This is a genomic window from Polaromonas sp. P3_B4, from assembly GCF_056402835.1.
Genome location: NZ_JBFUGQ010000001.1, coordinates 730295 through 743327, shown reverse-complemented (window position 1 = coordinate 743327; position 13033 = coordinate 730295). Strand labels below are relative to the sequence as shown.

At 62.5% G+C, this 13033-nt stretch carries 14 protein-coding genes; 8 read left to right on the top strand and 6 right to left on the bottom strand.

Going from position 1 to position 13033, the window contains the following annotated elements:
• Positions 1-116: 116 nt before the first annotated feature.
• Genes dut through coaBC form a run of 3 tightly spaced genes read right to left on the bottom strand, consistent with a single transcriptional unit; the run spans position 117 to position 2284 of the window.
• A complete protein-coding gene (gene dut / locus AC1DVV_RS03690) occupies positions 117-563 on the bottom strand; it encodes a dUTP diphosphatase (RefSeq protein WP_457278935.1) in 447 nt (148 codons plus the stop codon).
• A gap of 3 nt (positions 564-566) precedes the next feature.
• The gene (locus AC1DVV_RS03685; RefSeq protein ID WP_457278936.1) at positions 567-995 is read right to left on the bottom strand and encodes a hypothetical protein; all 429 of its coding nucleotides are present in this window, start codon (positions 993-995) and stop codon (positions 567-569) included.
• Complete coding sequence (gene coaBC / locus AC1DVV_RS03680; protein ID WP_477701713.1) at positions 992-2284, bottom strand: bifunctional phosphopantothenoylcysteine decarboxylase/phosphopantothenate--cysteine ligase CoaBC; 1293 nt, start codon at positions 2282-2284, stop codon at positions 992-994. The genes AC1DVV_RS03685 and coaBC overlap by 4 nt, the downstream gene beginning before the upstream one ends.
• Before the next feature lie 280 nt (positions 2285-2564).
• On the opposite strand from coaBC, the gene AC1DVV_RS03675 reads away from it, so the two are divergent.
• The 6 genes from AC1DVV_RS03675 to AC1DVV_RS03650 all read left to right on the top strand — a co-directional run bounded on the left by AC1DVV_RS03675 (position 2565) and on the right by AC1DVV_RS03650 (position 7770).
• The gene (locus AC1DVV_RS03675; protein WP_457278938.1) at positions 2565-4256 is read left to right on the top strand and encodes a CTP synthase; all 1692 of its coding nucleotides are present in this window, start codon (positions 2565-2567) and stop codon (positions 4254-4256) included.
• A gap of 2 nt (positions 4257-4258) precedes the next feature.
• A complete protein-coding gene (kdsA, locus tag AC1DVV_RS03670) occupies positions 4259-5116 on the top strand; it encodes a 3-deoxy-8-phosphooctulonate synthase (protein ID WP_457278939.1) in 858 nt (285 codons plus the stop codon).
• 33 nt (positions 5117-5149) lie between these two features.
• Positions 5150-5455 carry a DUF1330 domain-containing protein gene (locus AC1DVV_RS03665; protein ID WP_457278940.1) on the top strand — a complete coding sequence of 102 codons (306 nt, stop codon included), beginning with the start codon at positions 5150-5152 and terminating at the stop codon, positions 5453-5455.
• Between the two features lie 27 nt (positions 5456-5482).
• Complete coding sequence (gene eno, locus AC1DVV_RS03660; protein ID WP_457278941.1) at positions 5483-6766, top strand: phosphopyruvate hydratase; 1284 nt, start codon at positions 5483-5485, stop codon at positions 6764-6766.
• A gap of 197 nt (positions 6767-6963) precedes the next feature.
• Positions 6964-7239 carry a septum formation initiator family protein gene (locus tag AC1DVV_RS03655; protein WP_457278942.1) on the top strand — a complete coding sequence of 92 codons (276 nt, stop codon included), beginning with the start codon at positions 6964-6966 and terminating at the stop codon, positions 7237-7239.
• Between the two features lie 30 nt (positions 7240-7269).
• Positions 7270-7770 carry a hypothetical protein gene (locus AC1DVV_RS03650; protein WP_457278943.1) on the top strand — a complete coding sequence of 167 codons (501 nt, stop codon included), beginning with the start codon at positions 7270-7272 and terminating at the stop codon, positions 7768-7770.
• A 32-nt stretch (positions 7771-7802) separates the two neighbouring features.
• On the opposite strand, the gene hslO is transcribed toward AC1DVV_RS03650, so the two are convergent.
• Positions 7803-8771, bottom strand: coding sequence for an Hsp33 family molecular chaperone HslO (gene hslO, locus AC1DVV_RS03645; protein ID WP_477701714.1), 969 nt, complete (start codon positions 8769-8771; stop codon positions 7803-7805).
• Between the two features lie 157 nt (positions 8772-8928).
• Positions 8929-9453, bottom strand: a complete 525-nt coding sequence (locus AC1DVV_RS03640; protein ID WP_457278945.1) for a gamma carbonic anhydrase family protein — start codon at positions 9451-9453, stop codon at positions 8929-8931.
• A gap of 151 nt (positions 9454-9604) precedes the next feature.
• Here AC1DVV_RS03640 and AC1DVV_RS03635 point away from each other — a divergent pair, with 151 nt between their 5' ends.
• The gene (locus AC1DVV_RS03635) at positions 9605-10417 is read left to right on the top strand and encodes a ferritin-like domain-containing protein (RefSeq protein WP_477667476.1); all 813 of its coding nucleotides are present in this window, start codon (positions 9605-9607) and stop codon (positions 10415-10417) included.
• Positions 10418-10515: 98 nt separating this feature from the next.
• Complete coding sequence (locus AC1DVV_RS03630; RefSeq protein ID WP_477667477.1) at positions 10516-11802, top strand: class I SAM-dependent methyltransferase; 1287 nt, start codon at positions 10516-10518, stop codon at positions 11800-11802.
• 285 nt (positions 11803-12087) lie between these two features.
• On the opposite strand, the gene xerD is transcribed toward AC1DVV_RS03630, so the two are convergent.
• Positions 12088-12990 (bottom strand): site-specific tyrosine recombinase XerD, encoded by a 903-nt coding sequence (xerD, locus tag AC1DVV_RS03625; RefSeq protein ID WP_457278948.1) that lies wholly within the window; start codon positions 12988-12990, stop codon positions 12088-12090.
• Between the last annotated feature and the right edge of the window lie 43 nt (positions 12991-13033).

Sequence of the window (13033 nt, the reverse complement as noted above, 5' to 3'; positions counted from 1 at the left end):
CAGCAAATACAAGGTGGGGATTAGAGCTGTCGCGGCGTGGGAGCCGTGTCGCAGGGGTTGTAGGAAAACACCCTCCCCTGACGCCTTTTGCCCGCCAGCGCCAGCCCTTCAGGCGGTCAGGCTTTGCCCGTGGAGCCGTACCCGCCTTCGCCACGCTCACTGGCGGGAAATTCCGCCACCACATTGAACTGCGCCTGCACCACCGGCACGATCATCAGCTGGGCGATCCGCTCCATCGGCTCAATGGTGAATGGCACATCGCTGCGGTTCCAGGCGCTGACCATCAGCTGCCCTTGGTAATCACTGTCGATCAGGCCGACCAGGTTGCCCAGCACGATGCCGTGCTTGTGGCCCAGCCCCGAGCGCGGCAGGATGAGCGCGGCATAGCCGGGGTTGTGCAGGTAGATCGCAATGCCGGTCGGTACCAGTTGCCACGCGTTGGCGGCCAGCGTCAGGGGCGCCTCCAGGCAGGCGCGCAGGTCCAGGCCGGCGCTGCCGGGCGTGGCGTAAGCAGGAAGGTTGTCCTGAAGGCGGGGGTCGAGAATCTTGACGTCGATGAGCATGAATTATTTTTTCTTCGGTTGTTGATTTTTTTGCGCCTCTTCGGCGGCCTGCCGGGCGAGCTCGCGCAGCCGCTGGACCAGCGCACCCGAGGAGTTGCGGTTGGCCTTGAAGACCACCCAGGCCCCATAGACCAGCAGCGCGGGCAAAAACAAAAAGCCCGCGCCGGGCAGCACTTCGGAGAGCGCCTGGGTAGCGATCCACAACACTACTACCCATCTAACGTGGCTGAGGAAGGACATGCCAGCCAAAGGCGCCAGCGCAGCCTTCACCGAAGGCGTGCCTGAACTCGCTGAAAACCGGGGGTTGGCGGAAACACCCGCCTGGGGTTTGAGCAAATCCTCACGCACTCCCGCAGCGGCATTGGCCCCCGTCAGGCGCTCCACGTAGCTGGCGAAATCACCGTCAGGCGGTGTGTCCGAGGGGTGATTCATGGTGCAGCCGCCTTTCCGTGCGATGGCCCGGCCGCCATCCGGGCGGCGATCTCCTGCACCAGACGGCGCGCCAGCGAGAGCTTGGAAGCCCTGGGCAGCGCGGTGCTACCCTCCGCATCTACCAGCAGCAACGCGTTGTGGTCCTGACCGAAAGTGTCGGGGCCGATGTTTCCGACCAGCAGCGGCACTTTTTTGCGCAGGCGCTTGGCCCCGGCGTTGTCGGCCAGGTCATGGCTTTCAGCGGCAAAACCCACGCAGAATAACCGGCCGGCCTGGGCGGCGGGTGACTGGGCGACAGTGGCCAGGATGTCCGTGTTTTCGGTAAACACCAGCTGCGGCGTCTGGCCGGAGCCGTCTTTCTTGATCTTCTGCGTTGAAGGCGCGGCCGGCCGCCAGTCAGCGACAGCCGCAGTTGCTATAAAAATAGTAGCTGCTTGCGCACGCCCTGTAACGGCTTCAAGCATATTTTGTGCAGATTTGACGTCAATGCGATTGACCCCGCGTGGCGTTGACAGCCCGACCGGGCCCGCAACAAGAGTGACCTCTGCTCCTGCTTCGTGCGCCGCCCGCGCAATGGCGAAACCCATTTTCCCGCTCGACAGGTTGGTGATGCCGCGCACGGGATCTATGGCCTCATAGGTCGGTCCGGCCGTGACCAGCACATGCTGCCCGGCCAGGACCTTGGGCGCAAAGAAGGCAATCAGGTCTTCGAGGATCTGCTCAGGCTCCAGCATGCGTCCGTCGCCGGTCTCACCGCAGGCCTGAAAACCACTACCCACGCCCAGCACCGTGGCACCATCACCGGCCAGTTGGACAAAATTGCGTTGGGTCGCCGGGTGCGCATACATCTCGCGGTTCATGGCCGGCGCCACCAGCAGCGGCACGTTGTCGATGGGCCGGGCCAGGCACATCAGGCTGAGCAGGTCGTCGGCACGCCCATGAAGCAGCTTGGCCATGAAATCGGCGCTCATGGGCGCAACCAGGATCGCATCGGATTCGCGCGACAGGTTGATGTGCGCCATGTTGTTCGCTTCACGGCTGTCCCACTGGCTGGTGTAGACCGGCCGTCCGCTCAGGGCCTGCATGGTGACGGGCGTGATGAACTGCTCGGCAGCTTCGGTCATGACTACCTGCACCGTGGCACCCGCCTTGATCAGCGCCCGGCACAGTTCAGCGGCCTTGTAGCATGCAATGCCACCCGACAGGCCCAGCACGATGTGTCTGCCGGCCAAGTCCAGGGCTTCATTGCCGTCCGGGCCGCTTCCCATGGGATTCACTTGATTCGTCATGTTCCGCAATGTATCTCAGTTGGAGGAAAGGCCCCCACGCTTTTCGCTTCGCGTAATGCGCTGCCCCCCGAGGGAGCGCTGCGCCTGCGGCCCGGCTAAGCCGGTTCCGCGGCCCCGGCTTGCTTGGTCAACACCGGCCAGCCTTACGTGGGCTGCGAGCCACCGTGCAAGCCCGAACAGCTGTGGGCTGAAATTCAGTATCCCCTGCAAGAAGTAACCCGGCGGGCAACCCGTATAATCTCCGTTTACCACCTCTACGAACTTGCGGTTCGTACCTGACATGACCAAATTTGTCTTCGTCACCGGCGGTGTGGTGTCTTCCCTGGGCAAGGGAATCGCCTCAGCCTCCTTAGCTGCGATCCTCGAATCGCGAGGCCTCAAAGTCACTTTAATCAAGCTCGATCCCTACCTGAATGTGGATCCGGGCACCATGTCGCCCTTCCAGCATGGCGAAGTTTTTGTGACCGACGACGGCGCCGAGACCGACCTGGATCTCGGCCACTATGAGCGTTTCATCGAAACGCGCATGCGCAAGGCCAACAACTTCACCACCGGCCAGATCTACAAAAGCGTGCTTGAGAAAGAACGCCGTGGCGACTACCTGGGCAAGACCGTGCAGGTCATCCCGCACGTCACCAACGAAATCCAGGAATTCGTCAAGCGCGGCGCCGGCTACGAGACGGCTGATGCGGTCGACGTGGCCATCGTCGAAATCGGCGGCACCGTCGGCGACATCGAGTCCCTGCCCTTTCTTGAAGCCGTGCGCCAGATGAGCCTGCGCCTGGGCGCCAACAACACCGCCTTCGTTCACCTGAGCTACGTGCCCTGGATCGCCGCCGCCGGCGAGCTCAAGACCAAGCCGACCCAGCACACCGCCAAGCAACTGCGTGAAATCGGCATCCAGGCCGACGTGCTGCTGTGCCGTGCCGACCGCCGCATTCCCAACGAAGAGCGCGAAAAAATCTCGCTGTTCTCCAACGTTCCCGAGTGGGGCGTGATCTCGATGTGGGACGTCGACACCATTTACAAAGTGCCCCGCATGCTGCACGAACAGGGCCTGGACGGCCTGATCTGCGACAAGCTACGCCTGAACACGCCACCGGCCAACCTCAAGCGCTGGGACGACCTGGTCTACGAGACCGAGCATCCGCAGACCGAAGTGCACATCGCCATGGTCGGCAAGTACGTAGACCTTTCAGACAGCTACAAGTCGCTTAACGAAGCCCTGCGCCACGCCGGCATGAAGAACCACGCCAAGGTGGTCATCGAGTATGTCGACTCCGAAACCATCACGCAGGACAATGTCTCGCGCCTGGCGCGCTTTGACGGCATCCTGGTGCCCGGCGGCTTCGGCATACGCGGCGTCGAAGGCAAGATCTGCGCGGCCCGCTTCGCCCGCGAGCAAAAGATGCCTTACCTTGGCATCTGCCTGGGCATGCAGGTAGCGACCATCGAATTCGCGCGCCATGTGGCTGGCCTGAAGGACGCCAACAGCACCGAGTTCGACCCCGCCACACCGCACCCCGTGATCGCGCTGATCACCGAGTGGAAAGACGCCGACGGCACGATCAAGACACGCAATGCCAAATCCGACCTGGGCGGCACCATGCGCCTGGGCGCGCAAAGCTCGGACGTCGCAGCCGGCACGCTGGCCCACAAAATTTATGGTGACGTGGTGACAGAACGCCACCGCCACCGCTATGAAGCCAACGTCAACTACCTCGATGCCCTGCGTGCGTCGGGCCTGGTCATCTCCGCGCTAACGCAGCGCGAGCAACTCACCGAAATCGTCGAGCTGCCGCAAGACGTCCACCCCTGGTTTGTCGGCGTGCAGTTCCACCCCGAGTTCAAGTCCACGCCTTGGGATGGCCACCCGCTGTTCAATGCCTATATTGCGGCCGTACTCCAACAGCGCGCCACGGCAGGCCAGGACCCGAAAGCTGCCGCCAAGCCCCTCAAGGCGGTAGCCTGACCATGAAACTCTGCGGATTCGACATTGGCCTGAACCAACCCTTCTTCCTCATCGCCGGCCCCTGCGTGGTGGAGTCCGAGCAATTGCAGATGGACACCGCCGGTACGCTCAAGGAAATCACTTCCTCGCTGGGTATTCCCTTCATCTTCAAGAGCAGTTTCGACAAGGCCAATCGCACCAGCGAGACGGCCTTTCGTGGACTGGGCACGGAAAAAGGACTGGAGATCCTGGCCAAGGTCAAAAAGGAAATTGGCGTGCCGGTGCTGACCGACATCCATTCCGAAGACCAGATCGCCCAGGTCGCCAAGGTCGTCGATGTGCTGCAAACGCCGGCCCTGCTGTGCCGCCAGACCGACTTCATCCACGCCGTCGCGCTGTCCGGCCTGCCGGTCAATATCAAGAAGGGCCAATTCATGGCCCCGGGCGACATGAAGAACGTCATCACCAAGGCGCGCGCGGCCGTCAAGGCGGCCGGTCTGCCGGAAGACAACTTCATGGCCTGCGAACGCGGCGCCAGCTTTGGCTACAACAATCTGGTCAGCGACATGCGCAGCCTGGCCATCATGCGGGAGACCAACGCGCCGGTCGTGTTTGACGCGACCCACTCGGTGCAGCTGCCCGGCGGCCAAGGCACCAGCAGCGGTGGCGTACGCGAGATGGTGCCGGTGCTGGCGCGTGCCGCAGTGGCCGTCGGCGTCTCTGGCCTGTTCATGGAAACCCACCCGGACCCGGCCAAAGCCCTGTGCGACGGTCCCAACGCTGTGCCACTCAAGCACATGAAGGCGCTGCTGGAAACACTGTTCGAGCTGGATCGTGTCACCAAGAAAAACGGCTTCCTCGAAAACAACTTCAGCGCCTGAGCCAGCGATCCATCCCGGAAACCTACACAAGCCATGACATTCGCCTACATCATTGTCGACATGAAGATCACCGACCCCGAGCAGTACAAGCAGTACATGGCGGCCGCGCCTGCCGCGGTTGCGGCCGCTGGGGGCGAATACCTGGTGCGCGGTGGCAAGTTTGAGGCGCTGGAAGGCACCTGGCAACCTGCACGCGTCGCCATGCTGCGCTTTCCCAGCTACGAAAAGGCCAAGGCCTTTTATGACGACGAAATGTACCGCGCCGCGCGTGCCAAGCGTGCTGGCGCCACCGAGTTTTTCAATATGGTCCTGGTCGAAGGCGTTGCCGCCCCGGTCTGATCCCCTCTCTACAAAAAAAGGAACCTAATGAGCGCAATTGTTGATATCGTCGGCCGCGAAATTCTCGACAGCCGTGGCAACCCTACCGTTGAGTGCGACGTGCTGCTGGAGTCCGGCGTCATGGGCCGTGCTGCAGTGCCTTCGGGCGCGTCCACCGGTTCGCGTGAAGCCATTGAGTTGCGCGACGGCGACAAGTCGCGCTACCTCGGCAAAGGCGTGCTCAAGGCCGTCGAACACATCAACACCGAAATCTCCGAAGCCGTGCTGGGCCTGGACGCCAGCGAACAGGCCTTCCTGGACCGCACGCTGATTGACCTGGACGGTACCGACAACAAATCGCGCCTGGGCGCCAACGCCACGCTGGCCGTCAGCATGGCCGTGGCACGCGCAGCAGCTGAAGAAGCCGGCCTGCCCCTGTACCGCTACTTCGGCGGCAGCGGTGCCATGCAGATGCCCGTGCCCATGATGAACGTCGTCAACGGCGGCGCGCATGCCAACAACAACCTGGACCTGCAGGAACTGATGATCATTCCCGTGGGCGCACCAAGCTTTCGCGAGGCCGTGCGCTACGGTGCTGAAGTGTTTCATGCGCTCAAGAAAATCCTGCACGACAAGGGCATGAGTGTGGCCGTCGGCGACGAAGGCGGCTTTGCACCCAATGTGGCCAACCATGAATCGGCCATCCAGATGATCCTGGAGGCCATCGACGCCGCTGGTTATGTGGCCGGCGAACAAATTGCCCTGGGCCTCGATTGCGCAGCGTCGGAGTTCTACAAGGACGGCAAATACGTCCTGGGCGCAGAAGGCCTGAGCCTGGACGCCACCGAATGGACCAACATCCTGGCAACCTGGGTCGACAAATACCCCATCATCAGCATCGAAGACGGTATGGCCGAAGGCGACTGGGACGGCTGGAAGACCCTGACCGAACGCCTGGGCAAAAAGGTGCAGCTGGTCGGCGACGACCTGTTCGTCACCAACACCAAGATCCTCAAGGAAGGCATCGACAAGCAGATTGCCAACTCCATCCTGATCAAGATCAACCAGATCGGCACGCTGACCGAGACCTTTGCCGCCATCGAGATGGCCAAGCGCGCCGGCTACACCGCCGTCATCAGCCATCGTTCGGGCGAAACCGAAGACTCCACGATTGCCGACATCGCCGTGGGCACCAATGCGGGCCAGATCAAGACCGGTTCACTCTCGCGCTCGGACCGCATGGCCAAGTACAACCAGCTGCTGCGCATCGAAGAAGACCTGGGTGACATCGCCACCTATCCGGGCCGCGCGGCCTTTTATAACCTCCGGTAAATGGCCCCCACGCTCGTCGCTTCGCGTACTTCGCTGCCCCCCGGGGGGGCGCGTTTTTTCTTGGGGCGGCCCGGCGAAAAGTCAGCCCCCACGCTCGTCGCTTCGCGTACTTCGCTGCCCCCCGAGGGGGCGCGTTTTTTCTTGGGGCGGCCCGGCGAAAAAACCTTGTCCTTTAATCATCACCCTCAAGCATAGGCATGGGAAACCGACTCGTCCCCGCCATCCTGATTGCGCTGCTAGCCATATTCCACGCGCAACTCTGGATCGGCCGGGGCAGCATTCCCAGCGTGCGCGACATGCAGCACCGGCTGACCGAGCAGCTCGCCAAAAACGTTCAGGCGCAGGCTGCCAATGACCAGCTCGCTGCAGAAGTCCGAGACCTGAAGGAGGGGCTCGAAATGGTCGAAGAAAAAGCCCGGATCGAACTCGGAATGGTCAAGCCGAATGAAATCTTCGTGCAGGTGACCAAGTAAGCCCTGGGTATCCAGCCTGCGAAAGTACCCGTGCTGAAAATTGCCGTTACCGGCGCTCCACTTACCGGAAAGAGACAGCTTGCCGCTGCGCTGGACTGCGCCCTGAAAATCTCGGGGCACGAAGCCACCGTAGCCGTGACCGATGCCGCGTCCCTTCCTGCCGACCTCCCCAGCTTTGGGCTGACGCTGCTCATGGGACTGGAAGAAGTGCAGGCGGCAACAACGGCCGATGAACGCCGGCAACTTCAACACAGCGCCGACCAGTCGATTCGTGCAACCCTGTCGCACGCGGGCATTCCCTATCGCGTGATGTACGGGACCGCAGAGCAGCGCCTTGCCCGGGCGCTGGAGGCCGCGCAAAGTCTGCGGCCCCGTGCCCCGACTTTCACCCGAAGCACGCCCGGCGCGACAGCAAGCCCCCAAAAAAGCAGGAAGGCCTGGGTGTGGGTCTGCGAAAAGTGCAGCGATCCTGCTTGTGAGCACCGCCTGCTCAGCGACCTGCTGGCGGAGCGCGCTGCAGCAACCGCTTGAAGCATTGCCCTGCCGCAGCGCGGCCGACGAAACTATTGCACGGTGGACGTGGGTGGCTGGTGGTTGGTCTGGCTGGTGAAAAGCTGCGCCGCATCCACCGGGTCAAATTCATACTGTGCGCCGCAAAATTCGCACCCAACCGCGACCTTGCCACGTTCGGAAATGATGCTTTCGATTTCGTCTGTACCCAGGCTGCGCAGCATGTTGCCCACACGGTCGCGCGAACAGCTGCAGGCAAAACTGGGGGTGGCGGGTTCAAACCGGGTGACCTGCTCTTCCCAGAAAAGGCGGCGCAGGATCGTGTCGGCATCGAGAGTTAAAAGCTCTTCGCGCTTGAGCGTGCCGGCCAGCATGGCAATACGTTTGTAGTCTTCATTGACGCCGATCTGGTCTTCGTTGGCGTCCCGGTCGATCTGGCCTTCAAGGTTCCCCTGGCCTTTGACCGGCAGCCGCTGGATCAGCAGGCCGGTAGCCACCTTGCCGTCGGCTGCCAGAATCAGTTTGGTGTCGAGCTGCTCACTTTGCAGCATGTAATGCTCAAGCACTTCCGCCAGGTTCTCAATCTTCTCGCGCTGATCGCCAAAAAGCGGCACCACACCCTGGTAGGCCTGCTGCCCCGGCAACTTGTCCTTGGGGTCCAGCGTGATCGCGCAGCGCCCCTGATTGCTCACGTTGACCAGCTGGCTCAGCGAACTGCCCGCATCGACCGTACCCGTCACCGTGGCGGTGGCGCGCAAGCTCAGGTCGGGCTGAACCTCGGCCACGGCCAGCTTGACCGGGCCGTCGCCGAAGATCTGAAGAATGAGCGCACCATTGAACTTGATGTTGCTCTGCATCAGCGCGCCGGCGGCCGTCATTTCGCCCAACAGCTGCATGACCTCGGCCGGGTAGCCGCCGGCCGCCTGTCTGCGCTTGAGGATTTCCTGCCAGGAATCGGTCAGGCGAACCAGCATGCCGCGAACCGGCAGGCCTTCAAAGATGAATTTATGCAACTCAGACATTGGGCCCCCACGGTCGCTCACTGCGTGTAGCTCCCTGCCCCCCGAGGGGGCCGCTCCGCCTGCAGCCCGGCAAAGCCGGTTCTGCGGCTCCTGCTTGCATAAGAGCGCCGGTTTTGGCACTCGGCTTGTAGTGTTTTGGTTTGGTCATCTTGGGTGTTTAGGCAATCTTTTTAAGCCCGGCCTTGTAGCGCTGGGCATTTTCTATATAGTGCTTCGCGATCATTTTTAAACCCTCGATCTGCTCGGGGGAAAGCTGCCTTACCGCTTTGGCGGGGCTGCCGATGATCAGGGAGCCGTCCGGGAATTCCTTGCCTTCGGTGACCACGGAGCCCGCCCCGACCAGGCAGTTCTTGCCGATCTTTGCGTGATTGAGCACAACCGCCTGGATGCCGATCAGCGAACCATCGCCGATGGTACAGCCGTGCAGCATGACCTGGTGGCCCACCGTGACGTCTTCCCCGAGGGTAAGGGGCACGCCCATGTCGGCATGCAGCACGCTGTTGTCCTGGACATTGGTGCCCCGGCCCACCGTGATGGTTTCGGTGTCGCCCCGGATCACCACGCCAAACCAGACGCTGCAGTCTTCGCCAAGCCGCACATCGCCGATCACCTGGGCGTTGTCGGCCACCCAGGCAGACGCAGGAACGGTGGGGGTCAGCTTGTCCAATTGATAAATAGCCATGCGTTCTCACTCAAAATTAAAGCCAAAGGCCACAAACGGGAAAGAGCGTGGCGGCTATGCACCGATTGTAAGGAGGCAGCTTCCCCTGTCATTCAGCGTACACCGCCGGCAACCAATCCCGGCATCCCGAGGTATCAACGACAATGGATTCATGACGGATCTACTGGCCCCTGCAGAACTGCGCCAGCAAGCGCTGCAGGCCCTTCTCACCAAAAATCCAGAGCAAAAAGTGCGCCTGGCCCAACAGGCGCAAGCGCAAGCAGCTACTGTTTTGATAGCAAAGGAGCTGGCGATTCCTGCGCCGCCGGGTCTGCCCGGATGCCCGGAACGGCCGGAACTGCGCTCTCACCTGGATGTACCCAAGCGCTCACCTTTCACACACGAGGGGTTGGCGGCCCTGCTTCATGCCGTCACGCACATCGAGTTCAATGCCATCAACCTCGCCCTGGACGCCATCTGGCGTTTTGCCGGCATGCCGCGGGCCTACTACCTGGACTGGCGGCAGGTAGCCGCCGAAGAAGCCCACCATTTCAGCCTGCTGCGCGCCCATCTCCAGGCCATGGGTTACGACTACGGCGATTTCCCATCGCACACAGGGCTATGGGACATGACCGCCAAAACCGAAGGCGACGTGCTGGCGCGCATGGCGCTGGTGCCGCGCACCCTGGAGGCCCGCGGCCTGGACGCCACCCCACCCATGCAGGCCAAGCTGCGCAAGGTCGGCACGCCGGACGCGCTGCGAGCCGTGGACATCCTGGACATCATCCTGCGCGACGAAATCGGCCACGTCGCCATCGGCAACCGCTGGTACCGCTACCTGTGCGCCCAGCGGGGCCTGGATCCGGTGGCGACCTACCCGGTGCTGGCCAGGCAGTATGGGGCGCCTCGCCTGAAGGGCCCGCTGAACCTGGACGCCCGCCGGCGGGCTGGTTTTGACGAGGCGGAACTGGCGCTTCTGGTCTAGCAACAGGTTCCAGGACGCGGCGAATTCCTACACATACAGTCACGGCAGGGATTTTCGAACAGCGCTAGACTGCAAAACTCTTGAAAAGGAGTTTGCGCATGATCCGGCATCTCGTTCCAGACATCCCTTCGCAAATGCCGGGCTTGCCCGCGGACATCGCCTTGCAGCTGCCGCAGGGCCAGCGTCTCGGAGAGCCTAACGCCCCCGTCAAGCTCGCGTTTTCGCACTGGTCTTCCATCGCCCGCCTCAAGGCCGGCCAGATCGGCGCCCTGGCAGAGGACTACGTCGAAGGCAAACTCCAGCTCGAGGGCGCCATGCGCGACGTGATGCGCGCCGTCACCAAACTGCTGCCCGGCAACCCGGTGCAAAGCGACACCGGCTGGTGGTCCGGCCTGCTGCACCGCGCCAAGTCCCTGGCCGCCCACACCCAAAGCCGGGATGCAGCGCAAATCCAGTTCCACTATGACGTGTCCGACGCCTTCTATGCGCTCTGGCTCGACCCTCGGCGGGTGTATTCATGCGCCTACTACAGCGACAACGCCATGACATTGGCCCAGGCCCAGGAAGCCAAGCTCGACCACATCTGCCGCAAGCTCATGCTCAAGCCCGGCGAACGTTTCCTGGACATTGGCGCCGGCTGGGGTGCGTTGCTGATGTGGGCGGCCGAACATTACGGCGTCGATGCCACCGGCATCACCCTGTCGAAAAACCAGCACGCGCACGTGCAGCGGCTGATTCAGGAAAAAGGCCTGGAGGGGCACGTGCGCATGGAGCTGCGCGACTACCGCGACATGCCGGAAGACCAGCCCTTCGACAAGATCTCGTCCGTGGGCATGTTTGAGCATGTGGGCCATGCCAACATGACGGCCTACTTCCAGAAGATCATGCGCCTGCTGGCCCCGGGCGGGCTGGTCATGAACCACGGCATCACGGCCGGCGGCCTGGAAAACCGCCAGCTCGGCGCCGGCATGGGCGAATTCATCGAAAAGTACATCTTCCCCGGCGGTGAGCTGATGCACGTCAGCGCCGTGCTGGAGCACATGTCACGCGCAGGCCTGGAGATGGTGGACACCGAAAACCTGCGCCCCCACTATGCACGCACGCTGTGGAACTGGTCGGACGCCCTGGAGGCCAGGCTGGACGACGCGCGTCAGGTACTGGCCGCAGACGGCGGCGCCGAACGCGCGGAGAAGACTTTGCGCGCCTACCGCCTCTACCTGGCAGGCAGCGCAATGAGCTTTGAGCAAGGCTGGATCTCGCTGCACCAGATGCTGGCGGCGCGGCCCTCAGGTGATGTGCACAACACACCGGTCACCGGCGCCCAGTCTAGCTACCCGTTCAACCGGGACTACATGTACACCCCCGTCCAGGCTCACTCCGTGTAGCCTGTTCCCCCCTTGCAGGGGGCGGCGCCGGGGGCCGGCGAAACCGAAAAATCGGCACACCCCTATCGGGCTCACTTCGTGTAGCCCTTTTCCCCTTGCAGGGGACGGTGCCTGCGGCCCGGCAAAGCCGGTTCCGCGGCACCTGCTGGTGAAATACCTCTCTACTCGATTACGCCCGCGGAACTATTCATGCCAGCATGAGCGCCGGAACCGGCTTTGCCGGGCCGTAGGGTGGGCGGCCCCTCGGGGGCAGCGAGTTACGCAGCGAACGACCGTGGGGCTCTACTACCCCCTGGGGTGGTGCTGCGCATGCAGCGCTTTGAGCCGTTCACGCGCCACATGGGTGTAAATCGTCGTGGTGGAAATATCGGCATGGCCCAAAAGCATCTGCACCGCGCGCAGGTCGGCGCCGTGGTTCAGCAAATGCGTGGCAAATGCATGGCGCAAGGTGTGCGGAGACAGCGGCGAGTTGATGCCGGCAAGCCGCGCATATTTTTTCACCAGCATCCAGAACATCACGCGGCTCATTCCCTTGCCGTGGCCGGTGACAAACAGGTCGTCGGTCTGCTGCCCGCCCAGGATGGCCGGCCGCGCGTCTGCCAGGTATTTCACAATCCATTCCCGTGCCACCTGGCCGAAGGGCACCAGCCGTTCCTTGCTGCCTTTGCCCATGACGCGAAGCACCCCTTCGTTCAGTCCCACATGAAATGTCTTGAGGCCCACCAGCTCGCTTACGCGCAGGCCGCTGGCGTACAACAGTTCCAGCATGGCGCGGTCGCGCTGGCCCAGCGGCGTGCCGTCGTCGGGTGCGGCCAGCAGGGCTTCAACCTGGGCTTCGCTCATGACTTTGGGCACCCGAAGCGCCTGCTTTGCCGACTGGAGTTTGAGCGTCGGGTCTGCAGCAATCAGGTGCTCGCGTAATGCCCAGCGAAAATAGCGCTTGAACACCGTCAGGCGCCGGTTGGCGGATGTTGCCTTGGTCGCAGCGTGCCGGGCCGAAAAGTAGCGGTTGAGATCGGCCTCCGCCGTCTCGTCAAGTTTTCGCCCTCCCTGCTCCCTGGCAGCCAACCATCCGGCGTAGAGCGACAAGTCGCGGCGGTAAGCCGCCAGGGTGTTTTTGGACAGCCCGTCTTCCAGCCACAAGGCGTCAATAAACCCATCAATACTGGACTGGCTTTCTGGCTGCATGGGGTGACCATAACAAAAAAGCCGCCGCACATTTGAATGCGCG

Excerpts from the sequence above, each read along its gene's own strand:
- dut (WP_457278935.1), bottom strand. The coding sequence starts at position 563 with ATGCTCATCGACGTCAAGATTCTCGACCCCCGCCTTCAGGACAACCTT.
- AC1DVV_RS03685 (WP_457278936.1), bottom strand. The coding sequence starts at position 995 with ATGAATCACCCCTCGGACACACCGCCTGACGGTGATTTCGCCAGCTAC.
- coaBC (WP_477701713.1), bottom strand. The coding sequence starts at position 2,284 with ATGACGAATCAAGTGAATCCCATGGGAAGCGGCCCGGACGGCAATGAA.
- AC1DVV_RS03675 (WP_457278938.1), top strand. The coding sequence starts at position 2,565 with ATGACCAAATTTGTCTTCGTCACCGGCGGTGTGGTGTCTTCCCTGGGC.
- kdsA (WP_457278939.1), top strand. The coding sequence starts at position 4,259 with ATGAAACTCTGCGGATTCGACATTGGCCTGAACCAACCCTTCTTCCTC.
- AC1DVV_RS03665 (WP_457278940.1), top strand. The coding sequence starts at position 5,150 with ATGACATTCGCCTACATCATTGTCGACATGAAGATCACCGACCCCGAG.
- eno (WP_457278941.1), top strand. The coding sequence starts at position 5,483 with ATGAGCGCAATTGTTGATATCGTCGGCCGCGAAATTCTCGACAGCCGT.
- AC1DVV_RS03655 (WP_457278942.1), top strand. The coding sequence starts at position 6,964 with ATGGGAAACCGACTCGTCCCCGCCATCCTGATTGCGCTGCTAGCCATA.
- hslO (WP_477701714.1), bottom strand. The coding sequence starts at position 8,771 with ATGTCTGAGTTGCATAAATTCATCTTTGAAGGCCTGCCGGTTCGCGGC.
- AC1DVV_RS03640 (WP_457278945.1), bottom strand. The coding sequence starts at position 9,453 with ATGGCTATTTATCAATTGGACAAGCTGACCCCCACCGTTCCTGCGTCT.
- AC1DVV_RS03635 (WP_477667476.1), top strand. The coding sequence starts at position 9,605 with ATGACGGATCTACTGGCCCCTGCAGAACTGCGCCAGCAAGCGCTGCAG.
- AC1DVV_RS03630 (WP_477667477.1), top strand. The coding sequence starts at position 10,516 with ATGATCCGGCATCTCGTTCCAGACATCCCTTCGCAAATGCCGGGCTTG.
- xerD (WP_457278948.1), bottom strand. The coding sequence starts at position 12,990 with ATGCAGCCAGAAAGCCAGTCCAGTATTGATGGGTTTATTGACGCCTTG.